The following is a 26,324-nucleotide window of genomic DNA, read 5'->3' as shown; positions in this document are numbered from 1 at the left end:
CCCATGGTCCTCTCCACTCCCCTGTCCCTGGTCCTTGTCATTGCCGGGCTCTGGTCCGTCATCGTCTGGCCGTCCTACCTGCGGGATGTGCTCAAGTCCCCCAAGTCGCGGGATGCCAACGGCGCCGCCACCCGGTATATGACCATGAACCTGATGAAAATCAGCACGGCGATCATCCTCGGCCTCGCCACCCTCGTCATCGGGGTCCGCGGCCTGCTCAGCTAAGCCAGCCTGATGCTGCAAACGCCCCGGCGGTCCTGACCCCGGGGCTTTTTGCTGCCCCGGGGCGGCCGGAATCACGTTCCCGGCGGGTGATGCGGTTAGACTGGTACGCGGTGCGCCGGGAAGTCTGGTCGGCAATAGATTTGCCGTACCCGAATTCGTTAGGACATTTTCCATGGAGCCTTCATCATCCAAGCCAAACGGCGCACGCACCGTTCTGGGCCGCGGCAGCTACGGCGAGGCACTGCGCATCGGCGAGATCCTGCGCAAGGAAACCGTCGGCGGGATCCTGTTGCTTCTCGCCACCGTCGCCGCATTGATCTGGGCAAATTCGCCCGCTGCGGACACCTACTTTGCCGTCCGCGACTTTGAAATCGGCTACGAGCCGTGGCACCTGAAGCTGAGCATCGGCACGTGGGCGGCCGACGGCCTGCTCGCCATCTTCTTCTTCCTGGTCGGCCTGGAGCTGAAAAAGGAATTCATTGCCGGGGACCTGCGGGACCTGAGACAGGCCATCGTGCCTATCGCAGCCGCGGCGGGCGGCGTCGTCGTCCCCGCCCTGATCTACGTAGCCGTGAACCTGATTGCCGGGTCGGACGGGCTGCGCGGGTGGGCCATTCCCACTGCCACCGACATTGCCTTCGCCCTGGCCGTCCTCGCCGTCATCAGTTCCCACCTGCCCAGCGCGCTGCGGATCTTCCTGCTGACCCTTGCCGTGGTGGATGACCTGATTGCCATCGCCATCATTGCCTTCTTCTATACCGAGGAGGTCCACCCGGCCTATCTGCTGTGGATGCTGGTGCCGCTGGCCGCGTTCACCCTGCTGGTCCAGCGCGTTCCCCGTTTCTTCGGCACCCGGCGGTGGCCTGCCTGGGTCATCCTGCTCCCGCTCGGCATTGCCACCTGGGCACTGATGCATGCCTCCGGCGTCCACGCCACGGTAGCCGGGGTGCTGCTGGGCTTTGCCGTTCCCGTGCTGCGCCGCGGACCGGACCGGCAGAAGCTGCCCGCCGACTCCGAGGCCCCCGGCCTCTCGGAAATCTTCGAGCACCGCTTCCGGCCCATTTCCACCGGTTTTGCCGTTCCGGTCTTCGCCTTCTTCTCCGCCGGCGTTGCCCTGGGCGGATGGAGCGGTCTGGGCGCCGTGGTCAAGGATCCGGTGGCCATCGGCATCATCCTGGGCCTGGTGATCGGCAAGCCCATCGGCATCCTGCTCACCACCTGGGCCGTCACGGCCGGCACCCGCGCGAAGCTGGATGCGGATGTCCGGTGGGTGGACCTGACCGGCATCGGCATCCTCGCGGGCATCGGCTTCACCGTGTCCCTGCTGGTGAATGACCTGAGCTTTGAGGTCGGGTCGCTGCACAACGACGACGCGAAGGTGGGCATCCTCGTGGCGTCCGTCCTGGCCGCACTGTTGGCCTCGGCCCTGCTAACCGCCCGGAACCGGCGCTACCGGCTGATCGAAGAGGAAGACCGGCGCGACGATGACCAGGACGGCATCCCAGATGTGTACGGGGACGGCGAGGGGCGCTAGGGGCGGTAGGTACCTCAGCAGAAGAACGAGGCGAGGTAGTATGCGCTGGTAGCTTTAGAGGCCGGCGTCACTGGTGCCAGTATCTTTGTCTCGTCCACTGCAGCGGGAAGGTTGCCCGGCGCCGGCGCCCCGTCGAGGTACGCGGTAGTGACGGAAATGCTCATTTTGTCGCCCCAGGAGAGCGCACCGGGCAGCCCCGGCAGGTCTCGGAGCACAATAACGCCATCATTAGGAACCGCATAGAGCCTGGGCTTCGAGCTGCCGTTGATAACTACGGAGGCCACCACACTCGCATCCGGCGGAAGGGCTGCCACCCGGGGGTAGAAGATACGCACAACGCCCACACCAAACGGCTGGTTACACGAAGCGTCTCCTGCCACGGCAGGAAGGACCGGGCGGGCGGTGGAGCCGGAGACTACAACGTTGGTCGAGGCGCTCCAGTAGGCATATGCGGCGGGGCCGCCCACACCCAAGATCACCGTCAGCACGAACGCCACGGCAGCAGTCTTGAAACCCGGCTGGGCGCGCAGACGAGCGAACCAGCCGGAACCCTTCACCGGTTCAGTTTCCGCCTCGGGAGCAGCACCCAACTGCTTGTCACACATATCTTCTACTCCAGACCCGAAGAACCACGGCCGCGGTGAACGCCACCGACATTGCTATCAGGAGCGTACCGGACAGGGACCGGATAACGGGTTCCACCGTGCTCTGCACCCGGGCATCCAGGATCCGGGGCGCCGTTTCCCGGTCCGGCGACTCCGTGCCCTGCGGACCCCAGACTGCGGGATTCTGCGATATCGCTCCCGCCGGCACCGCCATCAAACCGCCAGGCGTTGTCCCGCTGCCGGGCACGGCAACCAGCGAACCCGCCGCGGGAGCAGAGGCCTGCTGCGAAACACCCTCCGCATCCCGGCCGTCAACCCGCCCGACGGACGGGGGCTGTCCGTTGCCGGCCCCGCTTCCAGTCCCGCCACCGCTGTTGTCTGTGCCGCCGTCAAGGACCTCACAGGCTGCACGGGGAGCCAAGCCAGCCTCTGTTGATTCAAGATAGAAGAGCAGATCGAACTCAGCGTCACGGTTTTGTGTGGCATTAGGGGCGTCAAAAGACATGTCCACAAGGAAGGTCAGGGCAGTTTCCTCGCCGCTATCCAGGTTCCAAGCCTCAGGAAGGTCCATGCACGAATCCGTTGCCCCAAGCTCCACTCGTCCGGCCGGACTGACCCCGGACCAGGCAGTGAGTCCCAGATAGCCGATCAGCTCGGGATCCGAGTGCCCCATTACCGCGGCGGAGCTCAGCCGGGCCGGGTCACCGCTGTTGTTGCGTACCCAGACGGTAGCAGTCTGTCCGGCGCCGGGGATGTAGGTCATGGATTCGCTGAATACCCGACCGGAGATTGTAGGTCCGTAGCTTTTTCCGTCGAGGCTGAACTGGAGGTAATCCCCGGCAGCCCAGGCGCCGGGGGCCCCCGCAAGCGTTACGGTGCCGGCCAGCACGAGCACGGCGGATGCTCCGCCCAGCCGTTGGCTTATATTCGTCGGTCTTTTCATCAGACGCCCGCGGGCGTCCGGTTATTCATGGAGTGATGGTGGTGACGCACGGGAGTGTCGCAGTCACAGTCGGTGAGGATGGGATCGTCATATTCCAGCGGGTCACTGTGCGCCGGAAACTCGCTGTCAACGGCACCGCCTGCGTTGTCCCCGTCGCTGTCATTGTCTCCGTCTTCGGGTCCCTGACCGGGCGTTCCCTCGGAGCTTTCCCCGCGGCGCTTTGCCAGTGCACCTCGCACCAGGGAGATGACACCGTAACCCATGAGGGCGACGGCGCCCCACTGGGCAGCGGCGCCGCGGTCCGAGTTGCCCAGGGCGTTGGCGGCGAATCCTACAAACGGCACCGCGTAGAAGAGCTTGCCGCGGATCTGGAGTTCGCGTACGGGCAGCTCGTCGTCGGCGTCGTTGTTGTCGCCCTTGGTAATGAACTCCAGTTCGCCGCTCTGCGTGGCGCTGATGGCCGTAATGCGGTGCGTAATGACGGCGGCGCTGCCGGACTCAATCTGGTAGGTGATGATGTCACCCACCCGGAGTTCCTCGAACGGAATGGGCTTGACCACCAGGAAGGTGCCCGGAGCGTACTTCGGGGCCATGGAGCTGGTCAGGACGCTGTAGGTCTGTGAACCCGTGAGCATGGGGACAATCACCAGGGCGAGGGCGGCCAGCGCCGCGAGGCAGAGGGCAAGGTAGCTCAGGCCTGCGCCAAGGAAGCCCAGGGGGCTGGCTGAGGCTGCTGCGTTCCTGCGACCGCTCATGGTTTCTTCCTATCCTCTGTTACTTAGCCGGCGCTGTCTGCGCGACGGTGAGGGTGATTGTGCTGGCGATGTTCCGCCCCAAGTAGGCGGTGGGAGTGTTGGGGTTGAGTTCCGCCTTCAGGCAGATCTTCTGCGGCGCGCCCTTGGTGAGGACGGGTGCCGGTGAAACTGAGGTGTACTGGTTCGCGGCGAGGAGCTCGCAGGCGGTTGAAATAGGTACCGCCGCTGCCGTCACCGTCAAATACCCGGCAAAATCTTTGACCGGCCCCAGTCCAACGAGACTTGCCTGGAGGCGAAGGGGAGAACTGTCGGTGACGTTCACTGCGTTTTCAACGGTGATGAACTGGTATCTCGGCTGGCCCTTGGCCACGTCACCAATGTTGACCGCGAGGGGTCCGGGTGTCATCGGGCTCCCGTTGACCAGGATGTTGAAGTCAGCTGCCTGAATGGTTCCGGCGTTCGACGGAGCCGTGGTATTCCATAGTGCGTAGCTTCCCTGGACCGTCATCAGCCCGAGCACTACGGCGGAGAGGATCAGGCCTGCCGCTTTCAGTGCTCGAAGACTCTTCACGGTTTTTGTCTCCAGGGAACAGGCTGTGCGCGGGCGGATGCACCGCGCACAGCCAGGGGTTAGAACAAGGTGGCCTTAGCCGATGCTACTTGGTGGGCGCCGGGGTGGCGGCCGGGGTGACGGGCGGCAGAGCCTGCTGGTCCAGCTTGTAGCTGATGTTCTTGAAGTCGGCCAGGGCGGCAACGCTGCTGCGCAGATCCGTGTCCTGCTTGAAGGTGAACTTGGCGGAGGCGGTGACCTCGCCGGAGTTGACCGGCTTCAGGATGGCGTTCTGCAGGTTGGCCCCGGCTGCATCCTTCACCACGACGTTGTCGATGGTGACGTTCTGGGCCACGAAGGTGCTGGTGGGAACGTTCTGGATGGAAAGCTTGGCCTGCATCAGGTCACCGGTCAGCCTGACGTTCATCTTCTGGCTGTAGGTCAGGACGTCGCCCGGTACCACCTTGTAGTCGGCAACGGTGTTGGTGGGATCCAGGTCCACCACGGTGCCGTAAGCGTTGGTCCAGACACCGGGCTGAGTGGTCAGTTCCAGGTCACCGGCTTGGATCTGGCCGGCGTTGGCTGCCTGCGTCTGGTTCCAGACTGCCAGGGTGCCGCCGCCGCCGAGCAGCATTGCCGAGCCGATACCGATTGCCAGTGCGCCTTTTGCCATCTTGTTCATTGTGTTCCCCTTGTTCCCTGTTTCATGTTTATCGGCCTGGGGAAGTTTTCTTCCCCGCCGCTGGGTATTACTTTGCTGCCCTCTCCTCAAGAAACAACGCCGCCCAAACACAGTGTTGATGAAACATTCCGGCAAAGCTCAAGCGCTACACAAGGTAACCTCAAAACCAGCACATCCGGCCGTATCCGGCCCTGAAAACCAGCCCTATCCGAAGCACGAGGACATGAGAACCACCACCGAACCGTTCCGCATTCTGACCGTCTGCACCGGCAATATCTGCCGCTCCCCCATGGCCGAACGCCTGCTCCAGTCCGGACTGGACCAGATGGCCCCCGGTGAGTTCGAGGTCACCAGTGCCGGCACCGGCGCATTGGTGGGATCGGGCATCGAACCGCATGTGGCCGGTTTCGTGAACATCTTCGGCGGCAATTCCGAGGACTTCACCTCCCGGCAGCTCACCGCGGACATCCTCCAGGGCCAGGACCTGGTGCTGGCTTTGACCCGCGGCCACCGGAGCAAGATCATGGAGCTCGCCCCGGGGCTGCTGCGCCGCACCTTCACCCTGCGCGAACTGGCCCGCCTGCTGCCGCTGGTGGACGCCGATCCGGAGGCAGCCGCCGCGGACCGCTGGAAGGCCGCCATGTCCCGCGCCCTGCGCCTGCGCAGCGCGCACCCCGCAGGACCGAAGGAAGATGACGTGGTGGACCCCTACCGCCGCAGCGACGACGTCTACCAGCAGATGGTCCGCGAACTCACCCCCGCGGTGGAGGAGCTGCTGGCCTGGGAACGCCGCTACCGGTGAACCTGGTGATCCCGGGAAGAGAAAGACGACGGCGCCTGGCCGTCCTGTTTCTGCTGTATCTGGGTGCGCTGGCCCTGATCGTGTTCTGGCCCTCGCCCGTGGACGCCGGATCCGCCGGCACGCTGCAGGCATTGCTGGATGCCCTGCATAAGCGCGGCGTGCCGGGCTGGGTGAACTACACCCTGGTGGAGTCCACGGCGAATGTGCTGCTGTTCATTCCCTTCGGCATCCTGGCCGCCGCCTACCTCACCGAACGGTTCGCCTGGCTCGCCGCCGTCGTCGGCATGGGAGCCTCTTGTGTCATTGAAGCCGGGCAGCACCTGTTCCTGCCGGCCCGGTATGCCACCGTCCATGACGTGATTGCCAATTCGCTCGGCGCGGTGCTCGGCACCCTCGCCGTCTACGTGGTGCGCAGCTGGAAGCACACCGGACCGGTGCCCGGAGGACATCGGAGGGACGCCTGAAACGGCGGGCCGCAATATTGCCTCGATCTTGAGCGTTGCAGGCAACTCTTCCTGAGGTTGGGGTGAAAGCGTGGGGCATCGGCCGGGAATCCGGCCGGTTTGCATCCGGAACCGGACGCCTCCGGCGGCCCCACCCTCCAAAGGATATTTTGTTTGCCACTCACTCCCCCGCAGTCCCCGCCGGCCGAGCCACCGAGCCCGTCCGCCGCTGTACCAGCGCGACCGCGGAGGCGGAACACCACCGTCCTGCACACGGGGAACATCAGGTGACGGCTCCTTTGGACCACCCCGAGCCGCAGCTGATCTCCCTGGACAAGCTCCGGGGGCTCATCGACCAGGTGGGCGCCGAGCCCTGCCGGCAGTTTGTCTCCAGGTTCGTTTCCATGTGGGACGGCCGCGTCACCCGGCTGCACCACGCCGTGCAGGAACGGGACTTCGACGCCGCGATGGACGTGGTCCTGAGCATCAAGATTTCCAGCCACATGGCCGGAGCGGAGCGGCTTTCGGCCCTGGGCGAGGCCGCGCAGGGCCTAGTGGTCCGCCGCGACGTGCGCGGGCTGGAGGACATGCTGGCTGCGGTCCGTGCCTGCGGAACCGAAACCATGGCGTATCTGAACGAGCCGGATCTGTTTCTCGCAGCCTAGCCCCGCCTCCCCCTGCCCGCACTCACCCCCTGCCCGGCCATGGTGAGCGCGGTCACGAGTCTCCCTCAGCACCGGTATCGTTAGACGCTGTTGTGCTTACAGGGGGGTCACATGTCGCGGTTGTCGCAGTCGACGCTGGAGTTTTTCGGCATCAGCTCCCAGTTCCACGAGTTGCCGCTGCGGTACCGCACCGTGGTGAGCCAGGCTCCGCTGGTCATTGTGGTGGGGCTAATCTGCGCCGTCGCCGCCTGGCAGCTGCCGGAGGTCTTTGACCGGCCGGAATTCGTCTACGGCTTGATCACGCTGGCCGTGGTGACCGTGGCCTGCATCGTCATCCCGTGGAACGGTCTCTGGTACCCGTCCCACTGGATCATCCCGCTGCTCGACTTCGTCGCCATCGCCCAGCTCCAACACGGCAGTACCGGCATCCTCACCGGGCTGAACCTGCTCCACGTCTTCCCCGTGTTCTGGATGTCCTGGTCCCGCGTCTCCCCGGTGACGGCCCGCTATCTGAGCTTTTTCTGCCCCCTGATCTCCGTCTGGCACCCCTACCTGCTGGGCGTGGCCAGCCCGACCGACGGCGGCGACCTCGCCTCCCCGATGCTGGTTCCGCTGGTGACCCTCGGTGTCGCGGTCACTGTGTCCGTATTGCGCGAGGACATCCGTGCCCAGCGGAAAACCCTGGAGGACAAGGACCGGCTGCTCGAGGAAGCACTGGCCGAGAGCAAACGGAAATCACAGCTGCTGGACGATGTGCTGAACGCCGTCGACGTCGGGATCCTGCTGGTGGACGAGGACGGCATCCCCCGGCACATGAACCACCGCCAGCGGCTGCTGCAGGAGCAGGCCCTGCTCCCGGGAATCCTCCGCCCGCACGAACGCGATCTGCTCCTCTATACCCTTGACGGCACCACCCCGATGCCCTTCGAGCAGCGACCCGTTGCCCGGGCACGGCTCGGCTCGGATTTCCGTGATGTCACGCTGCGGCTCGGCCCTCCCGGCAACCAGCTCGCCATGAATACCTCGGCCGCCGTGAACCTCAACAACGACGGCGAGTTCAGCGGTGCGGTGATCGTCTTCTCCGACGTCACAGCCCTGATTGACGCGCTGGCTGCCAAGGATGACTTCGTGGCCAGCGTCTCGCATGAGCTGCGCACTCCGTTGACGTCCATCATGGGTTATCTGGAACTCGCCCTCGACGAGGCCGAGGACACCCAGCTGCAGGGCAGCATCCCCGTCTCCTTGCGGGTGGCCCTGCGCAACAGCGAGCGGCTTCTACGCCTCGTTTCGGATCTGCTCACCGTGGCGTCCGGCAAACTGTCCCTGGAACCGCGGCCCATGTGCCTGACGGATCTCATCGGCACCAGCATCGGCGCCGTCCAGGCACGGGCACGGGAGGTGGGCGTGGAACTGGTCAACAAGGCCCCGGCCGCGCTGCCGATGCTCGCCGATCCGCAGCGCATAGCCCAGGTCCTGGATAACCTGCTGTCCAACGCCATCAAATACTCGCCCGACGGCGGCACGGTCACCGTGGATGCCTGGCGGGACGGGGACCGGGCGGTGTTCCGCGTGGTGGACACCGGCATGGGCATGGCCGCTGCGGACGTGGACGAGATCTTCGAGAAATTCTTCCGCACCGGCACGGTCCGGCAGGCGGGTATTCCCGGCGTGGGACTGGGCATGGCCATCAGCAAGGAGATTGTGGAAGGACACGGCGGCAGCATCCATGTGGACAGCACACTGGGCCAGGGCACCAGTTTCACCGTGGAGCTGCCCTCCGGCGTGTAGCGCGCGGCGGGCCGCGGCCCAGGGTCAGAGACCCGGGGCCGGCGGGATTAGTTCTGGGGTGCCAGCCGGTAGCCGACGCCGCGGACGGTTTCGAGCCAGCGGGGCGCCTTCGAATCGTCCCCGAGCTTGCGGCGCAGGTTGCCTACGTGCACTTCCACGGTCCGTTCATCCGCGTCGCTGATGAAGGATCCTGTGTCGTACTCCTCGCCCCGCAGCCGCCGGACCAGATCGGTCTTGGTCCGGACCAGGCGGCCGCCTTCCAGCAAGGCCTGCAGGAGGTCAAACTCCGTGCGGGTGAGCTCAACGTTTGTGCCTTCGATTTCCGTGGTGCGGGTACCCGGGTTCAGGGTCAGGCCGTTGTGGGCCAGCGTGCCCGGGATTGCATCGGAAACGGGAGCGGAAACGCGTGCAGGTGCCTGCCCCGTAACGGGTGCTCCGGGGCTGTCCAGCGGGGAGGAAGAGGTACCGGCCTCCGGTGTTTCGGCAGCGGCGGCCTCGCCCCGGGGCCGGCGCAGCATGGCGGAGATCCTGGCGCGCAGTTCCCGGGGACGGAAGGGTTTGGTGACATAGTCATCCGCCCCGGCCTCAAGTCCCATCAGGGTGTCGAGTTCCTCCGCGCGGGCCGTGAGCATCACGATGTACGCATCGCTGAACTGCCGCAGCTGCCGGATGACCTCAAAACCGTCAATGTCCGGCAGGCCGAGGTCCAGCGTAACCACCGTGGGATTGTGCTGCCGCACGGCTTCAACACCTTCGGAACCGTTGGGAGCGGTAAAAACTTCAAACCCGGACTGCTGAAGCACCGCATAAAGAAGATCGCGGATATCGGCGTCGTCTTCGATGATGACGGCTACGCGTTGAATTTCCATGTTCTATTTTTTCCTGTTCCTGCGAGACCTTCTGATTCCCCGCTCCCCTTGCTCAGTATTCTACAGGAGGGGCCCTATAATCTGAGCTATCGCTACAGGATTCCGGGGGTTTCCTTTTTTCATGTCCAGTCTCAAAGACCGTGTGGCAACCCTTACGGGCATCACCTCTTCTTTCAATCAACTAAGGCTGCGGTACCGGTTGCTGGTGAGCCAACTTCCGCTCGTACTTGCCGTAGCCGTGGCACTCCTGATTTCCGCCGTAGTTGCCCCGGAACTGTATGGAAGTCCCGGCTTCCGTTTCGCCGCAGTACTTCTTGCGGTGCTCACCGTGGCCTGCGTTGCCATTCCGTGGGAACGGTATTCACCGCTGGCTTATTGGTCCATTCCCGTGCTGGATTTCGCGGTGGTCGGCGGGCTTTACTTCGACGGCAGAAACTCCGTGATCGGCCTGAGTTTTTTGGCAACTTTTCCAGTCTTTTGGATGGCGTGGTCCGGTGCGGCACCGCGGCGGGCCTGCCTTCTCAGCTATTTCTGCACCACGCTGGTGTTGTGGGCCCCGCTGTTTATCCAAGCCGGGGGTTTCCCCGGTATAGACAGCTTGGCCGCTCCGTTGCTGATCCCCTTTGTGATGCTGGGTATCTGCATAGTCGCCTCCTCCATGGAAGCCGATACCACCGCCCACCAGAAACGGCTTGCGGACATCGAATCCGAACTCCAGGCCAGCCTGCACGAAATCAGCCGGCGGTCCCAGCTGCTGGACGCGGTACTGGAAACAGTGGACGTGGGCGTCACGGCTGTGGATGCCGCGGGCCGGACCATCCTGATGAACAGCCGGCAGCGCACCAACCACGCTCTCGCCGGTCTTCTGCATGCGTCGGATACGGACGGTGACGCCCTGATTTTCGGCCTGGACCAGCTCACACCCGTGCCCCTAGACCAGCGGCCGTCCCAGCGGGCCATGCGCAACGAGTCCTTTTCCGACGTCGTGATCTGGGTGGGTACGGGTGAGCGCCAGCGCGCCCTGGCCGTCTGTGCCCGGCCCATGCGGGAGAACGGGCAGTTTACCGGTTCCGTACTGGCGTACAGCGATGTCACGGAGATGGTCAACGCCCTCAACGCCAGGGAGGACTTTGTCTCCAGCGTCTCGCATGAGCTGCGCACGCCGCTCACCTCGATCATCGGCTATCTGGACCTGGTGTTGGATGACGAGGAACTGGACGGATTGCCGCCGCGTCTGCAGAGTGCCCTGCAGGTGGCGCAGCGCAACGCGGAGCGGCTGCTGCTGCTGGTGGCGGATCTGCTGACCACTGCGTCCGGAACCATGGACCTGCACCGCACCGAGACGGACGTTGCCGAGCTGGTGCGTGCCGCCCTGGACTCCGCCGGTAACCGTGCGGCTGCCGGCGGCGTGGCCCTGCACTGTGACTGCGATCCGGAGCTGCGGGCTGTGATTGATCCGGCGCGGATCTCCCAGGTTCTGGACAACCTGCTCTCCAACGCCATCAAGTACTCCCCCGACGGCGGCAAGGTCACCGTCCGCTCCCGGCAGGAGGGTGAGAGCCTCATCCTGGAGGTGGAGGACACCGGCATCGGCATGAGCGAGGCCGACCAGCGGGATGTGTTCACCAAGTTCTTCCGCACCGGGCAGGTGAAGAAGGCCGCCATCCCCGGGGTGGGCCTGGGCCTGGTGATCTCCAAGTCCATTGTGGAGGCCCACGGCGGGCGGATCTCGTTTAGTTCGGAGTTAGGTGCGGGCAGTACATTTCGGGTAGAGGTGCCCTGATCTGTGGCCGCTCCCGCGTGGACCCACAAAAATAAAAGCCGCACCCCTCACCAATCAGACCTGTGACAAGCCAGCTGGCAACTGATCAGGAAGGACTCGCGACGCTCTGGCATGTCAGCAGATACCCCTCAGCGGAGTACTATCCTTGCGAACATTCAAATCTCGGGTGGATCCGTCCGCTTCGAGTCGTTTCGAAGACTTCACCTTTGGGTACCGATAGGTCACATCAAAAGCTCAATAGTATCTGACATAAAAGCGAATACGCTGATTCACAACCCCAAAAGCGTTCAAACTGATTCGCGTCCATGCGTTTTGAAGAAGCTACAAACTTTCACCCGCCCCCTAATCCCCTTCTCAAACGTCGAGGTATAAATAAAGATCTCTGGCGAGGGCGAAAGGAACATCCAGAGCGTTCCTCAGCATGATTCTACGAACTGCTACTCGCTGGCACCCCTTGGCTAGTTGTTACAATCACGTCTTGGAAAAACTGCAAGTCGACAATTTCAAACTATGGGCCAGGGCGGTTTACCTCCAAGAACATTCCTCTCAGGATGTCCGAACCCTATTAATCCTGCTCATCAACCACTTCGGCTGCTCAAATAGCCATACATACCCGACTTGCCGATGGGCATAGAAGAGGAGCGCAGTGGCAACCGTAAACGCACTGGAGGCCAAAGCTACGGTTACCCCCGCAAATGCACTATCGCTTTGAGGGAGGAAAGTAAGCATCGTGGTTACGATTATGAGCAGACTAGAATGTGTAACGTAGACGGAAAGCGTCCGCAAACCTATGTATCTCAGCCAGGACAAATCGGCTAAGACGATGGCGCATCCAACGCCTGCGGCACATCCGACAAACGCCATGAGAAAGGATATATACCCATTTTCATTTAAATTCCTCGAGTCAAGGACAATCCAAAGGACGGCCCAAATCAGCACCATACCGATTGCAGCCAATCTCCCCACGCGGGCTACAGCGGGAATAATCAAGCTCCGCAAGTAACAACCGGCAAGAAAGAAGACATAGAAAACAAGACACCCACGAGGACCGAGACCCGTCAACTCCATGAACGGCTCCATCAATTCGGTGGGAACAATGCGGGCACCAAGCGCTGCCATGCAGGCAAGTGAAAATTGCGCCCACAATGGCCACCGAGAAGTCAGTTTTGCAGCTGCGAAGAACACTGCGAGAGCCCAGATGAACCACAAGGCACCGGATGCTCGAAACGGGATTGCTGCTACAACGACAACCTGTGAAAGTAAAAACCCGTCGTCAATCTTCTGGGTCAATTGCCACATTGCCAACCATTTAGTTGGGAGCTCCAATATTGACCAAAGCAGATATATCCAAAGAAACAAAGACAGTTTTTTGGCAAATAAGTCATGCCATGAGCCCTGAACCGACTTAGCGGCAAAAATCCCTGATATGAAAAAAAATACCGGCATCCTCAAATCAGCCAGCATCCGATTGACTACCTCAAGGGGTTCAACTTCAACACCGGCGGAGCGAAGCCAAGACGTTGAATGGTAGAGGACTACGAGAAGTATAGACAACCCCTTGCCGGCATCTATCCAGCCAATACGTCCAGAGGTTAAGACTTTAGCGTCCGTCATGATCTTCTCTCAGTGAGCGATGGGGCAAGGTTAGTATATGGCGGATGACACGCAACTCCATAAATTGGCCTTTGGGGTTCGGGGTGTCGTCAGATGTCACTCCCGATCGCCGTTAGTGTTGCAGAGCGGCCTTAACTGCTTCCCCTATAGAACGATAAGACATAGATTTCCGAGGCGCCTGTGGTCAATCTCCCCAGTAAGTTGTCTCGATGCCGACGACAGTGGCTAGTGCTGGCAATTGCCCAGAAGTTGAGACCCACACCTTCTGCCCTCCGATCATATGAAATCGCGACCGCGGGCGGTGGCCTGCAAACGTCAACGATACTCGTTTTTCTTTCGCGAAAGTCCGGGTGTACTCCGTGTCCGGGAGGCAGTAGTCCGGTGGCGATGTGCGGCATGGAAACAATGCCTGGAAAACGCAAGCACTCGGGCACCGAATCCCGGAACCTCATTATCGGAGGCGCCGATTCCGAAGGACGAGGGCCTGACAGGGCAGATGAACCCTACGCGTCTCGGGGCGTTACCCGGCGCAGCTTTTTGATCAGTGGTGGCGTCCTCTCCTGGCTGGCTCTTCCCATGATCCGGGCAGCTGAATACTGATGCACGTTCGGTAGGCGTAGGCGGACTATGCTTACCGGATGACGGAAACGCACAGGCCCAGACGCTCGATCACGGTAGACAACATGAAGGGAGTAGCAATACTCGTTGTCGTTTTCGCGCACATCACACTCGGACTGAATAAAACCGGCCACATCTCGGATGGTTTCATCTATGGTTCTATGCCGTTCTACCTCTGGTACATGGCCGCCTTCTTTTTTGCGTCTGGCCTGTTCATGGAAAAAGGGCTCCACAGAGAGGGTCCTTGGAAATTCATCCTGAATAAAGCAGTAGAACTAGGATACCCGTTCATCATCTGGTCGTTCATTTTTGGTGTAACGCAAATGGTGTTTTCCTCGTATACGAATACCGGTTCTATCGGATTTTCTGAAGTACTTACAGGGCTTCTGCCGTGGAAGCCCAGGGACCATATGTGGTTTCTCCCGGCCTTATTTCTTGCATTTGCGGTAGCTGCAACAGCCTTCCGTCTCGGAGGGCCGCGTTGGAAGACTCTACTCCTTTCTTTTGCCTTAGGAATGGCCGCAATGGTTGCTGTCCTACCCTCATGGAACCAACAGTTGCAGTACACTCTGTGGCTTTCAACAGCTGCCCTTATCGCGTCCACCTCTTTCGGAGGATGGGTGAAGGGAGCATCTGCTAGTGTCCGCTCTGTTTTATCGTTCCTCACTATCGCGGCGATTTTTGTTTTCATCATCCTAGTCTGGGTCGGTCCCGGCAGAGATTTTTACCTCGACGTTCCTTCTCTTGTGCTGGGATCCGGAATAGGAATCCTTGGTTTGGTGGCTCTGAGCCGAATCACGGCGGCTATCAGCGGTCTCGGCCCATTTCTGGCGCGCCTAGGCCGATGGAGTCTCCATATCTACCTGACGCATGTTCCGGTGCTTGCGGCTGTTCGCGTTGCTCTGACCCGCTTTATGGGGTTAGATTCACCTGTCATAATCACTGCTACAAGTCTCGTGGTTTGCGTCGCCATTGGATGTGCCTTTGGCTATCTCTCAGAACGAAGCCAGGTAAGCATTCTCTTCCGTCCCCCGCAGGGCGCCAGGTCGTCCGGGAAGTCGATGCCCGTCACCTCACGCTAGAGACCCTTCCTGAACTCTGTTTGCTGGAGTCGGCGCCCAGCAAGCTCGGCGCTGATGATGTCGGAGCTAGCAGATAGCAATCAAACAGGGGATCATCGCTGCGGTGTCGTGGCCAATCTTGTGAAGAGTCCGTGTACCACTGCACTAAATTGCGTAAAAATTGCTTCCACGATCAGGACCAGTGCGGTACTGGTTGGGGTGCCGCAGACCACGACGATCAAAGCACTCCTGGACACGGCCACACTCAAACAGGCAGCCTGCACTAGCCGTGGTCAGGTGGGGCGACACACAGAATACAGATTGCTCCCGGGCGGCCGGGCGAGAATGGGCGGTGGGACAGCCCATCATCGTCTAAACTCTGCGCATGGGCTTCGCGAACGGACGATGAGAAAATGTCTGTCTTGGGTTGTACTCCGCTTCCGTTGACGAGCTCGCCGGCTCGCTACGCCCTCAGGCCACTCAGCGGACTCCTGACGCCAAAATCCGCGGGCATCGAATATCGCTGAGAATAGATATATGACGGAACGTTCAAAGAGGACAGCGCGCAGCCGATACGTCCAAGGCTGATCCCGGGATAATCTAGGATTGTTGGATACCGTTCCGAACGCCTGCTAATGAAGTACTAAGCTCCACTCAGACAGAACCGGTGCTAGAGCTATGGCAGGGTCACATCTCTTTGATTGGATCCATGAATCTCATATCGACTCTGCGTACTGATTACGCGGTCAACCACCGCCTCCTCGACCGCATCACAGTGACGGTCTTTCGATTAAGCCAAGCCTCCCGACGAGGTAAAGTGCAATTTCCTCGCCGCGTGGCGGCAAAAATCCTCGACATAGTCTGGATGCAGGGCATCGTCGGTTCGGATCTCCCCGGGAACGTCCAGTGCGGACCCGGGCTTCGACTGCCTCACGGGGGGCGTGGTGTAATAATCCACCCCAATGCCGTGATCGGATCAGGCGTCACAATCTACCATCGTGTAACGATCGGGGTCTCAGGAAACGACGTTTACAACGTACCCACGCTGGGGGACGGAACATACGTTGGTTGCGGGGCAACTCTGATTGGCCGCATAAAGGTCGGCACTGGAGCGAAAATAGGGGCTGGAGCAGTTGTCGTCAAAGATATCCATGCTGGAGCAACGGTTATCGGGATCCCTGCAAGGACCATATCTAATGCCGCTTAGTGTCGTTGCCGACCTCACTGATTTGGAAGACCGCCCCAAAATGTGATGCTGACGCCTGGAGGGTAGTTTCTGGAGGACTCTGCCTTCACACGTCGTCAGAGTATCTACACCTCTGGCTAGCGCGTTACGAAAACGAGTGCTGCTTTTTACTCCGCCGGAGCACTTTAACGAAATCAAAAATGCGACGGCATATTCAGGGGGCCGAGCGGCCAGCATGCGCTGCCCTCATGGGTGATTCATCCCATAGTCATACTCAGGCGGGGCTCTGAGTGCTAATCCTGTCCGAACTAGGCTGCCGCCCCGAGTCTTCCAAACCAGGCAAACGGGCCGCCAGGATTCCTGCCAAGAAAAACATGATTGCTCCACTGGCGCTTTGCGTCATAAAAGAACTGTACCCCGCCTGCATTGTTATCAGGATAAACATGACCAACGCGCTTCCCCACTCCCTTTTCGCGAAAGAGATAACAAACACTCTCAATAAAAAGATAAGAATGCCAGCAGCTGGAACCCACCCAAAATCGAATGCGTACATAGCAAATCCGTTTTCTAAGCTCGAGCCGAGAGAACCCGACATCTTCAACTCGTAACTCGAATTAAGGCCGCGGCCTATAAGGACCTTGCTGAAGATATTATCAAAAACATAATCTATTGCCTCAGTCCGCCGTATAGTCGATCCAGAAGCATTCTGCAGCCGATCAAGAAATCCTTGCCCGAAACGGCTCATGAGCAGACCACCGGCGCATACTAAAAGACCCAAAGCGCTCACCAGCCGGGTCCTCAATGTATCGCCCGCAAATACCACATAGACGACTCCTATCAACGCCAAGACGACACCTAGTCGTGATTGAGTTGCGAATACGCCCGCGAGCAACACCCCAACAGCCAGCACGCGCAGAGTGTTGCTGCGAATGTAGACCGTAAATGGAACGGCAACGACCAGCAGCAAAGCGAGGTCCAAGGCGCTGTCCAGGGTTCCGACCGCCCTACTGAACCGTTCAGAATCAAACCAGTAGAATCTCGCATACTGGGCCTCATATAGTATGGGCCTCCCCAGAAACACTTGAACCACCGCAAATGCGGCTTGTAACAGCGCCGAACCAAGAACTACCCTCACAAAAACTAGCGTGACCCTACTGTGACCATCCCTTACTGCTAACACAACAAGACCCATAAGCAACAAAGGGCCAATTAAATTGTTCAGCAACTGTCCTAAGGCACCAGTACCTACGAAAGTGAGAAGAATCGAATGCAGAGACAAAAGCGTTATAAAGATGGTATTGCCGAGGGATGTCACGGCGACTTCGAGTATTTCTTTAAACCGAGTAGAACAAAGCCACAAAGAGGCGACGAGAACGAATATAGTAGCGGGGTGCAAAGGAGTACCGGCGCCTACGATGACGCTACGCGCTACACTGGGAACTGCTAGAAACAACACAATCCCAATTGCCACAAGTATATCTATACGGCTTCGGAAATATACAACCACAATCGCGCAGACAATCAACCATCCAACTAGCTGCACGATTATACTCCTGCGTAACGTTGATAAAAATGTGTGCACCGAGTGCACACCTGTCTATTCCCCATCGGAGAGAATCTTCGATCTATCCTGGTCCGTATAAGTTGAACGAATTTGAACGTCGTTACCTCCAGAGGTGTTGCTGCCAACTAATCCGCCAGCCCACGTACCTCTCACGATGTCGAATTCCCTGCTTATAGACCCGACCTGTCGAACCCGAAATCCGGATCGAACCGCAATGGCATGGAGCCAAATGTCATCAGCACGCGGGGCAAACTCTGTGAAAATAGATCCGTTTTCCTTCAGAGCATCTTGCATCTTGGGAGGGTAAGCCACACCAGATACTCCCGTGGCGAAGTTTCTGTATGACCCCACACTGGATGTTGCCCGTTTCCAGCTAGAGTAAGGCAAGATAACCCCGTCTTTAAACGTCAGGCGATGTGCGCGGTAGCACCACACTGCTGATGGATCCTCGTGCAATGCCTTAATTAGGTTCCTCAACCACTGTTTCGGATAGATTGTGTCATCATCCGCGGTAACAAGCGCGAGGTCGGAACCCGACGAACGCGAAGCGACATAAGGATAATATTTTGTATGAGGGCCATAGTTTTTAGCGATCTTGATTTCCAGCCCGCGCGATTGTAGCCGGATCAGTTCCCGCGGCAGCGACGTCATAGCAGCCGGATCGTCCAGCCAGAGAATCACCCGCTGTGGCCGGCTATTCCCCCGCCCGATACTCTCAATTGCGTAGTGAACAAGTCTAATCCGGTGACCGTGGGTCGTAAGCGATACCACCGCGGGCGTATCGCCCGTGATCGCTTGCTTGCTTGTCTTGTTTCTCAGCAATAACCCGAACATCTTTGTTCTCACGCGCACCAGTCGCACAACACGACGCCAGAATGAATACTCCTGCGCAGTCGAGAACTCTTCACCAATGGTTAGTTCCGATGCATTAGCATTTCGGATACCTCCCACACCTATACCAGGCGTCTTCTCTTCAGTTTCTTCCATGAGCAACCTTCTTAATCGTGCCTAACATTTTTTCACCGAGGAAGACAAAGTCCACCCTGCTGAACCGATAAAAACCCAGAGCCTTTACTTGAAAGTGCTTTGATAGCCATAAAATATTTAAATTGGATGAAACGAGATTGCCGATAAGCGTTGCATAGGCCGCGCCCAATGCTCCCATAACAGGTACAAGAAGGACCAATACCGCTACGTTTATGATACTTGCTACAATCAGCGATCGGCTTCTGAGGCCGGGGCGTCCCCTTGCGCTCAATGCTGACCCGGCGACTGACCCAGGTACGCCCACGACGATTGCTATAATCAAAACAATGACAATGGGCAAGGCTTCACTGAACTCCTCCCCGAACAGCATTGGGAACCAGAGTGGGGAAGTCAAAGCTGTCGGTAAGGCGACGACCGTTGTTACAATTAAACTGAGCCGACCGGCACGGTGAATACGGTCGTCGTTCCTGTTTGCAGCATCGGCAGAGAACATGACGTCTCTCACCGCGTTATTTACGACCAGTAATAGCTCAGCTACATTGACGGAGACAGCATACATTCCAAGTTGGACCGCTCCTGCCATGGGGAGCAACAGGATTTGGTCTATACGCATAAGTAGGACGCCGGACATTGCACCGACCCAGACACTCAGTGAATAATTCAGGAGGCGGGCGACCGGTCGTTTTCCATCCTTATGATATGTGTTGCATGCAGAGTCGTTCTTCAAGCCCAAGTAAGCAAGCCCCCCGATGACTGGGGAGTATGCCATCACCGCTACTGCGACCACAAGAGACAAATTGCCGGAGAGTGCGCACGCTACAATAGCCACCAATCTTACGGACGCGGTAATGTATTTCTCGGCATTGACACGTTTCCATTTGTGGAGTCCGATAGCCACGCCTCGAAGCGCAGCTACCGAAAGTGAAAGAGGCAGCGCGCCGGCTGCGATTATCGTCAATACCGCAACATGATGATTCCCCGCGGATAAGACAGGGGCGGCGACCCAGGTTAGCGCTATTCCAGCCGAACCTGTTATCCAAAGCAGGACCAGTGCGGTTGGAAGCGATTTCTTATACGGCATCAGCCGCGCAGCTGTGTGGTAAGACAGCGATTCCGGCATTCCGAGTGCTGCAACGCTTACGAGTAGCATCAACGGGGCAATAGCTGCTGCCAACTCCCCCCTGCCATTAGCCCCCAACTGCCAGGCCAGGACGGGCGCGGTGACGAACGCTGCGACCGGAAATGCCAAGTTGCCAACAGCAGTCAAGGATATATTGTGAAATATGCCATCCGGTCCTTGGGCTACAACCTTTGTCATCCATCTACTCTCTTAGGTATTCAGCCCGGGCCAATCTAATTATGCGCCGTCATTCGCACGGTAACAGTGGGCAGACTACCCGAGTGAGCAATAGCGGCCGATCAACTAATCTTGCCGACGTCGTATCACCTATAGGTGGTGGTGCGATTCAAGGCTTTTTTCGTAATGGTCGCAATAAGTTCCCCGGGCCTATAGGTTAGCAATTGCCTGACTGTAAATATGACACGCATACCTAACTTTGCGTGGCATACGCGTCGGATACTGTAGAGTTCGCGATTCAATAACCGCAGGTCTCTCGAGCTCAATCTCGGTCGGTACTTGTTCATAAAATGCTCGATGCCCCGGGCACGGTGCTCGTTCCGATTCGTTAATTGGCCCTGTTGGTGAATTCGTTGTAAGACTAGCCGTTGCTTGATTACGCCGTATGGGTGGCCCGCATCAAGGAAACGAATGAGGAAGTCCCGGTCATTCGAGACCCAGAGGGTCGTATCGAAGCCGCCGAGTTCACAGAAAACCTCTCTTTTAATTATGAAGTTACTTCCAGTCAAACCAGGGTTCTTGCTGAACCCGTCCGATGGGCGGAGCCCGGTCGGTAGAGACTGTCCGTCGAATTCCTTGTCATTGGATAGGAAGCTCGCCCATACGGCGACTAGGGCAGTGGGATTCGCCAGAAACTGCATCCGGCATTCCTCTAATAGTGTCGGCTTCCATATGTCATCATCGTCTAGGAACGCGACATAGGGCTTTGTTGCGGCTTTCGCACCGAAGTTACGTGAAGCCCCTGCTCCTTTCAGTTGCAAACCGCTCGCATCCATATAGCGCAGTGGAAGGGCCGCTGTAGAAAGGCTATCTACTAGTAGGGAGGTCGCCTTAGATCCGACGTCGTCCACAATTATGACCTCCATGGGACGGATCGTTTGTCCTAAGACACTCGATATAGCGTCACGCAGGAAAACATCGCGATCGTGTGTCGTAATAACGCAGGAGCATTCAAACTCCGTCTTCATCTGTGGCTCATCTCCAGGTTGGCAATGGCATACACGTTTTCGACCTCGTCAACCATTCGATCGAATGTAAACGAAGCAAGGTAGCGAGTTCTGCTCACACTCCCCCATGAGTGCAGGACTGAGTGGTCCATCGAGCCCACAATCAGATCAGTAATCTCATCCGCGTTTGCTTCCGCCGGATAGAGAATCCCGTTGCGCCAAGGATCTACCGCATCTTTACAGCTTCCTACGTTTGGCAGTATTGTCCCGATGCCGAGTGACATAGCTTCTAAAACAACCAGAGGAAGCCCTTCCCATCGCGAAGTTAGAAGTAATACGTCGGACCTGGCCAACTTTGCAGACACGTCAGAATGGGAACCACTAAAAACTAAGTTGGAAATGTCTCTTCGTGCGACGTCAGCTCGACACTGATCTAAAAGCTCACCGTCCCCTACCCACTCTGCTTGGATGGATATTTGCCTCTGGTTCAGGGATTCAATTATGTCGATGAACTTGTGCGGGTTCTTCTGTTCGCTGACGCGGCCGACCGCAATAATTTTTATAGGTTCATTGCGGCTCTTAGCGGAGACGGGCGCTGCAATCGCTCCATCGAGAGGATCGGGTACGCCGTTTAGAATGGTGAATATATGCTGCGGGTCTCTCTTGTAGTCATCTTGTAGCATTTGCTTGATCGCCGAACCGCACGCTATTAGATACTTGCCCCGAAACGAGGCGCGTGCGTTCGTGACCGGCAGAAAGGTATTGTGGACGTGCTCAACAATCGAAGTAGTCAATCCGGTCGTCGCCAGTTTGGCCTCAAGTGTTATTCCCCGTTGGTGGCTGTGAACAATACCGTATTTGTTGCTCTTGACGATATTTCGGAGCGCTCTAGCTCTCCCAATTTGGCTATATATACCATTTCTGCCTGGGATCTGATAGGTGTTACAGCCTGCAGGGAGTTCTTGCCAGAGGTCGCCCTCGGGGGAGGCCGCAACGCCTACCCGTACCCCTCTTTTCAATAGCGCCTCAGCCAGTCGGACTACTACCTTCTGTACGCCGCCAATCTTTAGGTTGTCTGTAACAAGAAGAACTGAGTTTGCTGACTCAAGCTGTTTCGTTCTCGACTTCATGGTCTCACCGGAACAGTCTTAAGTTGAGACGCGGTAAGAAGATGCTCTGCTTTGAGTGCGTCAGCCTCAGCTACCGTTGCTATCCCGAGTTCAGCAACTAGTGCAGCTATCTGTAGCTGATGGTCATCCACGTGCTCACCCCGCGATTTACGCCTAGGAACTACTACTGGATGGATGCCCGCTTCAAGTAGGTTCAATATAGTGCCTACGCCCGAATGCGTAACGACGATATCGGATTCCTTACAAAGCCGACTGAAATCCTCTGCGGAAATCTGGTCTACCACAGTCCCTGGAAGGTCACTTCGGTTAGTGTGTCCCAACTGCCATGTGGTTAACTCGTTGCATAGGCCGGTAGATAGTAGTGCATCGACGAGTGAATCGAACCGGTAAGGTCGAATGGTACCGAGGGTAACAAAAACACTTGGTTTCTTTACCGGTTCGGAATACGAGGTCTTGGTCGCCTGAGAAAACTGTGACAGGACGCTGGGGTGCTTGATCCACCGCCGACTAGCCCAATTCGAATGCTGAGTATGCGTCTCGGCTAGGCGCAGAGCTGCAATCACCCGGCCTGTCAGGGAGGGGCCCTGCACCCGTGACACACTCTCGACGTATCGTGCGGGGATCCTCCGAATCTTGGCAACCGGCATAACCGCAAGCGCCAGTGCGGCCCCAGTACTAATAACGCAGTCAAAGGCCTCGTCTTTAAGAATCTGTCTGGCTGACTTAGAGGCTCTCACCACACCTCGCAAGTCGCGCGAGGCGATGTATGGGACGTATCGCACCCTTCGTCCGGCCAAGAGCGATTCGCTCTGCGGGGATTCGAACGTAACCCATAACGAATCTTCTGCTGGGTTCATCGCCGCTGACATCCGAACCAGCTGTGCAAGGTGGCCCCCTGTAGAGGCGACAAAAAGATATTTTTGCCGTGTCTCCGAATGGAGTCTTTTGTCAAACTGGCCCACGCTCGTCGTTGTCATTGCAGCTCTTCTACCTGTCCGGTACTAGTGACGTCCCGCTTCCGCTTCGAAGATACGGAATCTTCGAATCCAATAGTAGTCGGTCTGCGCCGCATGCCCGCCACTCAGTGAATCCGACACATGTCAAATACACCGCTCAGTCCATTGATAGTGACCGCTCGTTAGGGGTAAGAGTTGCTTTCAGCTACTATGATCAGGTTCTTCTTAGTCTCCGCATAGCGGTTCTGACCCATCGACCTGCTCGGCCGCCCAGTCGGAACTGCCCAAGAAAGGCGACCCTTTTTGGAGCTCAGCGATTACCTTCGCCTCCTTCGGCGAAACTGGATTCCGGCGTCATGTTGTCTGCTATTAAGCCTGCTCATTTCTGGGCTTCTAGCGACCTTTACCGCGCCAATGTATTCCTCCAAGACGCAGCTTTTCGTGGCGATCCAGAACTCAGGATCGGTCCAAGAGTTGCAGCAAGGTAACACCTTCAGCCAGGCACGCGTGAAATCTTACGTTGAAACCGTAGGCACGCCGGCAGTCCTGCAACCGGCAATCGACTCCATGGGTTTAGATATCACCCCCGCAGAGTTGGCGAATAAAGTCAGTGCTACTGCGGATCTTGACACGGTCATAATCTCGATCTCAGTCCTAGATGACTCTCCGATACAAGCAGCGGCACTCGCTAGCGCAATAAGCGAAAGCCTGATCGCCACGATCGAAACCCTGGAGAGTCCTGCGGCTGGAGGCATCTCACCTGTAAAGCTTTCCGTGGTCACTCCTGCTACGGCTCCGCCTTTTCCATCCTCGCCTAATACAAAGCTCTATTTAGCCATTGGTCTTATTCTGGGCCTAGGTGCGGCTCTCGGATTTGTGGCTCTACGTTCCGCTTTCGATACTCGTATCCGCAGCGAGTCCGATTTGCGCCGAATTTCGCAAGCGCCTTTACTCGGAGGTCTTGCGTTTGATCCCGAAGCATCTAAGGCACCGCTCCTTACACAAGTTCCTCCGCAGAGTTCAAGAGCCGAAACGTTCCGCCAGATACGGACTAATCTCCAGTTCGCGAATGTTAACAGCGATTCTAAGTCAGTATTGATCACTTCCTCCTTGCCCGGCGAGGGTAAGAGTACAACGGCAACTAACATGGCCGTTGCAATGTCCCAAGCAGGACAGCGAGTTGTCCTCATTGATGCTGATTTACGACGGCCGATGGTTGCCGAGTACCTTGGGTTGGAAAGAAACGCAGGGCTCACAACGGCGTTAATTGGCGCGGCTGAGGTCCGGGATCTACTCCAACCATGGGGCCAGAACGGATTGAATGTCCTCACGTCTGGGCAGATCCCTCCAAACCCAAGTGAGCTCCTCGGTTCCCAGGCCATGGCCGACCTCCTCACCGAGTTGGAGACTATTTTTGATGTAATCATCATTGACGCTCCCCCGCTTATTCCGGTTACGGATGCAACGGTTCTGGCCCAGAAGGTCGGGGGCGTAGTAGTAGTAGTTGGTACAACAAAGATCAGGATTCAGGATCTGGAAAAGTCGTTGTCGTCCTTGAGCTTGGTCAAAGCAAATATCTTGGGCATCGTCCTAAATCTGCTTCCTGCCAAGGGACCAGACGCATATGCACAGAGCTATTATTCTTACGAAACTAGGCCCGATACCACCCACCCTGGTCGACACGGGAATAAATCGCTAAATAGCGGCTCGATGACAGTCCGTACTCGCGCGAATAGGGTCAGGACAAGCACACGTGACACGGTTGAAGAACGGCGCTAGCCATGCCAACAATCTCGGCAGGGTCCGCCCGGGCCGGCTCCATGGCTAACTGGCGAAAGCACCACATACGAGTGCTGGCAATTGTGGATGGAGTCGCTGTTGTATGGGCCATGTCTGGCGCACTGGTTCTCCGATTCGGAACGAAATCCGGTATGGATTGGATCGATGCCGACGAACGGCCTTATCTGGCTATAACGCTCATTCTCTCAGCTATATGGTGGTGCATGCTTGGGTTGTGGGGCAGCCGCGATACAACAATCTTGGGATATGGCCCCGAGGAATATAAGCGGCTGATTAGCGCCTCATTCTGGCTTTTCGGCCTTATTGCGACAGTTTCATATGTGTTTCAGCTTGACACCGCCCGCGGATACATTGCCATAGCCTTACCCGCCGGGATAATTTCATTACTTATGGCTCGGATGCTGGTTCGAAGCTACCTTCGAAGTCAACGGCGAGCCGGCTCTAGTAGTTCCAGTATCCTTATAATAGGTGGCCCCCATGGCGTTGAGCATCTAACTCGTGCGCTACGAAGTCACCCGATGGCGGGGTACCGTCCAATTGCGAGTTACATACCTGGCGCACAGTTCGATACATCTCTCAATGTTGACCCAGACTTGCCCATCTTAGGGAGCGATCCTTCAGCAGCATCGATTATCGACGCGATTGATCGGTCGCGTCCGGATGCTGTAGCGCTTTCGAGCGGAGTCCCATTGCCGCCCCGCGTGATCAGGGAACTCGGCTGGGCACTTGCTGATATGCAAGTGAAGATGATTATGGCACCTGCGCTAACTGACGTCGCGGGCCCACGCATTCATACGCAGCCGGTGGCGGGGCTCCCACTGATCCACGTCTCTACACCAAATCTGGGCAGCGGCCAGAGAATCCTAAAGCGGGCATTTGACCTCGCTGGAGCTATTTTTTTGGTGGTTCTATTGTCTCCTATACTCCTGGCGGTCATTGCTATCGTCCGTTTTGACTCACCTGGACCAGTATTTTTCACCCAAGAAAGAGTGGGTAACCGCGGCGTACATTTCAAAATGTTTAAGTTTCGTTCGATGGTGGTAGATGCTGAGGCCCGTCTCGACGCTTTAAGGGCCCAAAGCGAAGGTAACGGCGTCATGTTCAAGCTGAAAGCTGACCCCCGCATCACCAGAGCAGGCCGCTTCCTACGTCGTTACAGCTTGGATGAATTGCCTCAGCTTTTCAACGTTCTAAACGGCACAATGAGCTTGGTTGGTCCGCGTCCGCCTCTTCCGTCCGAGGTAGAGCTATATCAGAGTCACGTTCGCCGGCGGCTCATGGTACGCCCAGGGCTAACCGGCCTTTGGCAGGTCAGTGGACGCTCGCTCCTCTCCTGGGACGACACAGTCCGTCTCGATCTGTATTACGTGGAAAACTGGTCCGTCCCAGGGGATATTGCCATCCTGCTCAAGACCTTCCGTGCGGTCCTCGCTCGACAAGGTGCTTACTGACCTACGCGC

Annotated in this window: 24 protein-coding genes; 11 read left to right on the top strand and 13 right to left on the bottom strand. The window is 58.1% G+C overall.

Annotated features, from left to right (window positions below):
• The first annotated feature begins 3 nt into the window (after positions 1-3).
• Complete coding sequence (locus GD627_RS13445; protein ID WP_152272917.1) at positions 4-225, top strand: SCO4848 family membrane protein; 222 nt, start codon at positions 4-6, stop codon at positions 223-225.
• A gap of 172 nt (positions 226-397) precedes the next feature.
• On the top strand, positions 398-1,759 hold the full coding sequence (gene nhaA / locus GD627_RS13440) for a Na+/H+ antiporter NhaA (RefSeq protein WP_152272916.1): 1,362 nt from the start codon (positions 398-400) through the stop codon (positions 1,757-1,759).
• Positions 1,760-1,773: 14 nt separating this feature from the next.
• On the opposite strand, the gene GD627_RS13435 is transcribed toward nhaA, so the two are convergent.
• From GD627_RS13435 to GD627_RS13415, 5 genes are all read right to left on the bottom strand, one after another.
• Positions 1,774-2,364 (bottom strand): hypothetical protein, encoded by a 591-nt coding sequence (locus tag GD627_RS13435; RefSeq protein WP_152272915.1) that lies wholly within the window; start codon positions 2,362-2,364, stop codon positions 1,774-1,776.
• Positions 2,357-3,307 carry a hypothetical protein gene (locus tag GD627_RS13430; RefSeq protein ID WP_152272914.1) on the bottom strand — a complete coding sequence of 317 codons (951 nt, stop codon included), beginning with the start codon at positions 3,305-3,307 and terminating at the stop codon, positions 2,357-2,359. The genes GD627_RS13435 and GD627_RS13430 overlap by 8 nt, the downstream gene beginning before the upstream one ends.
• Positions 3,307-4,062 carry a signal peptidase I gene (locus GD627_RS13425; RefSeq protein WP_152272913.1) on the bottom strand — a complete coding sequence of 252 codons (756 nt, stop codon included), beginning with the start codon at positions 4,060-4,062 and terminating at the stop codon, positions 3,307-3,309. The genes GD627_RS13430 and GD627_RS13425 overlap by 1 nt, the downstream gene beginning before the upstream one ends.
• Positions 4,063-4,081: 19 nt before the next feature.
• Entirely contained in the window at positions 4,082-4,633 is a 552-nt protein-coding gene (locus GD627_RS13420) for a hypothetical protein (protein WP_152272912.1), read from the bottom strand.
• 85 nt (positions 4,634-4,718) lie between these two features.
• The gene (locus GD627_RS13415; protein ID WP_194266059.1) at positions 4,719-5,285 is read right to left on the bottom strand and encodes an alternate-type signal peptide domain-containing protein; all 567 of its coding nucleotides are present in this window, start codon (positions 5,283-5,285) and stop codon (positions 4,719-4,721) included.
• Between the two features lie 232 nt (positions 5,286-5,517).
• Between GD627_RS13415 and GD627_RS13410 the strand changes: the two genes are divergently transcribed.
• The 4 genes from GD627_RS13410 to GD627_RS13395 all read left to right on the top strand — a co-directional run bounded on the left by GD627_RS13410 (position 5,518) and on the right by GD627_RS13395 (position 8,992).
• A complete protein-coding gene (locus GD627_RS13410; RefSeq protein WP_152272910.1) occupies positions 5,518-6,096 on the top strand; it encodes an arsenate reductase/protein-tyrosine-phosphatase family protein in 579 nt (192 codons plus the stop codon).
• Positions 6,093-6,560, top strand: coding sequence for a VanZ family protein (locus tag GD627_RS13405; protein WP_194266058.1), 468 nt, complete (start codon positions 6,093-6,095; stop codon positions 6,558-6,560). Before GD627_RS13410 ends, GD627_RS13405 begins: the two co-directional genes overlap by 4 nt.
• A gap of 266 nt (positions 6,561-6,826) precedes the next feature.
• Entirely contained in the window at positions 6,827-7,204 is a 378-nt protein-coding gene (locus GD627_RS16590; protein WP_194266057.1) for an Hpt domain-containing protein, read from the top strand.
• Between the two features lie 111 nt (positions 7,205-7,315).
• Positions 7,316-8,992, top strand: a complete 1,677-nt coding sequence (locus GD627_RS13395) for a sensor histidine kinase (RefSeq protein WP_152272908.1) — start codon at positions 7,316-7,318, stop codon at positions 8,990-8,992.
• Between the two features lie 47 nt (positions 8,993-9,039).
• Here GD627_RS13395 and GD627_RS13390 read toward each other — a convergent pair whose 3' ends face one another.
• On the bottom strand, positions 9,040-9,861 hold the full coding sequence (locus GD627_RS13390; protein WP_152272907.1) for a response regulator transcription factor: 822 nt from the start codon (positions 9,859-9,861) through the stop codon (positions 9,040-9,042).
• A gap of 121 nt (positions 9,862-9,982) precedes the next feature.
• Between GD627_RS13390 and GD627_RS13385 the strand changes: the two genes are divergently transcribed.
• A complete protein-coding gene (locus GD627_RS13385; protein ID WP_152272906.1) occupies positions 9,983-11,644 on the top strand; it encodes a sensor histidine kinase in 1,662 nt (553 codons plus the stop codon).
• Between the two features lie 546 nt (positions 11,645-12,190).
• On the opposite strand, the gene GD627_RS13380 is transcribed toward GD627_RS13385, so the two are convergent.
• Positions 12,191-13,258: an acyltransferase family protein gene (locus GD627_RS13380; protein ID WP_152272905.1), complete on the bottom strand. Its 1,068-nt coding sequence runs from the start codon at positions 13,256-13,258 to the stop codon at positions 12,191-12,193.
• A gap of 638 nt (positions 13,259-13,896) precedes the next feature.
• Between GD627_RS13380 and GD627_RS13375 the strand changes: the two genes are divergently transcribed.
• Positions 13,897-14,958, top strand: coding sequence for an acyltransferase family protein (locus GD627_RS13375; protein WP_152272904.1), 1,062 nt, complete (start codon positions 13,897-13,899; stop codon positions 14,956-14,958).
• Between the two features lie 688 nt (positions 14,959-15,646).
• Entirely contained in the window at positions 15,647-16,144 is a 498-nt protein-coding gene (locus GD627_RS13370) for a serine O-acetyltransferase (RefSeq protein ID WP_152272903.1), read from the top strand.
• Between the two features lie 253 nt (positions 16,145-16,397).
• Here the strand turns inward: GD627_RS13370 and GD627_RS13365 are convergent, their stop codons facing one another.
• The 6 genes from GD627_RS13365 to GD627_RS17060 form a co-directional block, all read right to left on the bottom strand.
• Positions 16,398-17,594 (bottom strand): hypothetical protein, encoded by a 1,197-nt coding sequence (locus GD627_RS13365; RefSeq protein WP_152272902.1) that lies wholly within the window; start codon positions 17,592-17,594, stop codon positions 16,398-16,400.
• A gap of 126 nt (positions 17,595-17,720) precedes the next feature.
• Complete coding sequence (locus GD627_RS13360; protein WP_152272901.1) at positions 17,721-18,674, bottom strand: glycosyltransferase family A protein; 954 nt, start codon at positions 18,672-18,674, stop codon at positions 17,721-17,723.
• Positions 18,661-19,992 carry an oligosaccharide flippase family protein gene (locus GD627_RS13355; RefSeq protein WP_152272900.1) on the bottom strand — a complete coding sequence of 444 codons (1,332 nt, stop codon included), beginning with the start codon at positions 19,990-19,992 and terminating at the stop codon, positions 18,661-18,663. Before GD627_RS13355 ends, GD627_RS13360 begins: the two co-directional genes overlap by 14 nt.
• 125 nt (positions 19,993-20,117) lie before the next feature.
• Complete coding sequence (locus GD627_RS17065) at positions 20,118-20,999, bottom strand: glycosyltransferase family 2 protein (protein ID WP_152272899.1); 882 nt, start codon at positions 20,997-20,999, stop codon at positions 20,118-20,120.
• A complete protein-coding gene (locus tag GD627_RS13345; protein WP_152272898.1) occupies positions 20,996-22,108 on the bottom strand; it encodes a glycosyltransferase in 1,113 nt (370 codons plus the stop codon). The genes GD627_RS17065 and GD627_RS13345 overlap by 4 nt, the downstream gene beginning before the upstream one ends.
• Positions 22,105-22,755: a glycosyltransferase gene (locus GD627_RS17060; RefSeq protein ID WP_425481930.1), complete on the bottom strand. Its 651-nt coding sequence runs from the start codon at positions 22,753-22,755 to the stop codon at positions 22,105-22,107. The genes GD627_RS13345 and GD627_RS17060 overlap by 4 nt, the downstream gene beginning before the upstream one ends.
• 612 nt (positions 22,756-23,367) lie before the next feature.
• Here GD627_RS17060 and GD627_RS13335 point away from each other — a divergent pair.
• Entirely contained in the window at positions 23,368-24,843 is a 1,476-nt protein-coding gene (locus GD627_RS13335; protein ID WP_152272896.1) for a tyrosine-protein kinase domain-containing protein, read from the top strand.
• A gap of 2 nt (positions 24,844-24,845) precedes the next feature.
• Positions 24,846-26,315, top strand: coding sequence for a sugar transferase (locus GD627_RS13330; RefSeq protein ID WP_343032398.1), 1,470 nt, complete (start codon positions 24,846-24,848; stop codon positions 26,313-26,315).
• Positions 26,316-26,324 lie beyond the last annotated feature (9 nt).

It is taken from the genome of Arthrobacter yangruifuii, assembly GCF_009192775.1.
GTDB lineage: Bacteria > Actinomycetota > Actinomycetes > Actinomycetales > Micrococcaceae > Arthrobacter_B > Arthrobacter_B yangruifuii.
The sequence above is the reverse complement of the archived record's forward strand: the minus strand, read 5'-3'. Positions and strand labels throughout refer to the sequence as shown.

Coding starts and splice junctions, on each gene's coding strand:
- GD627_RS13445 (WP_152272917.1), top strand. CDS start 4: ATGGTCCTCTCCACTCCCCTGTCCCTGGTCCTTGTCATTGCCGGGCTC.
- nhaA (WP_152272916.1), top strand. CDS start 398: ATGGAGCCTTCATCATCCAAGCCAAACGGCGCACGCACCGTTCTGGGC.
- GD627_RS13435 (WP_152272915.1), bottom strand. CDS start 2,364: ATGTGTGACAAGCAGTTGGGTGCTGCTCCCGAGGCGGAAACTGAACCG.
- GD627_RS13430 (WP_152272914.1), bottom strand. CDS start 3,307: ATGAAAAGACCGACGAATATAAGCCAACGGCTGGGCGGAGCATCCGCC.
- GD627_RS13425 (WP_152272913.1), bottom strand. CDS start 4,062: ATGAGCGGTCGCAGGAACGCAGCAGCCTCAGCCAGCCCCCTGGGCTTC.
- GD627_RS13415 (WP_194266059.1), bottom strand. CDS start 5,285: ATGGCAAAAGGCGCACTGGCAATCGGTATCGGCTCGGCAATGCTGCTC.
- GD627_RS13410 (WP_152272910.1), top strand. CDS start 5,518: ATGAGAACCACCACCGAACCGTTCCGCATTCTGACCGTCTGCACCGGC.
- GD627_RS13395 (WP_152272908.1), top strand. CDS start 7,316: ATGTCGCGGTTGTCGCAGTCGACGCTGGAGTTTTTCGGCATCAGCTCC.
- GD627_RS13390 (WP_152272907.1), bottom strand. CDS start 9,861: ATGGAAATTCAACGCGTAGCCGTCATCATCGAAGACGACGCCGATATC.
- GD627_RS13385 (WP_152272906.1), top strand. CDS start 9,983: ATGTCCAGTCTCAAAGACCGTGTGGCAACCCTTACGGGCATCACCTCT.
- GD627_RS13380 (WP_152272905.1), bottom strand. CDS start 13,258: ATGACGGACGCTAAAGTCTTAACCTCTGGACGTATTGGCTGGATAGAT.
- GD627_RS13375 (WP_152272904.1), top strand. CDS start 13,897: ATGACGGAAACGCACAGGCCCAGACGCTCGATCACGGTAGACAACATG.
- GD627_RS13370 (WP_152272903.1), top strand. CDS start 15,647: ATGAATCTCATATCGACTCTGCGTACTGATTACGCGGTCAACCACCGC.
- GD627_RS13360 (WP_152272901.1), bottom strand. CDS start 18,674: ATGGAAGAAACTGAAGAGAAGACGCCTGGTATAGGTGTGGGAGGTATC.
- GD627_RS13355 (WP_152272900.1), bottom strand. CDS start 19,992: ATGACAAAGGTTGTAGCCCAAGGACCGGATGGCATATTTCACAATATA.
- GD627_RS17065 (WP_152272899.1), bottom strand. CDS start 20,999: ATGAAGACGGAGTTTGAATGCTCCTGCGTTATTACGACACACGATCGC.
- GD627_RS13345 (WP_152272898.1), bottom strand. CDS start 22,108: ATGAAGTCGAGAACGAAACAGCTTGAGTCAGCAAACTCAGTTCTTCTT.
- GD627_RS17060 (WP_425481930.1), bottom strand. CDS start 22,755: ATGCCGGTTGCCAAGATTCGGAGGATCCCCGCACGATACGTCGAGAGT.
- GD627_RS13330 (WP_343032398.1), top strand. CDS start 24,846: ATGCCAACAATCTCGGCAGGGTCCGCCCGGGCCGGCTCCATGGCTAAC.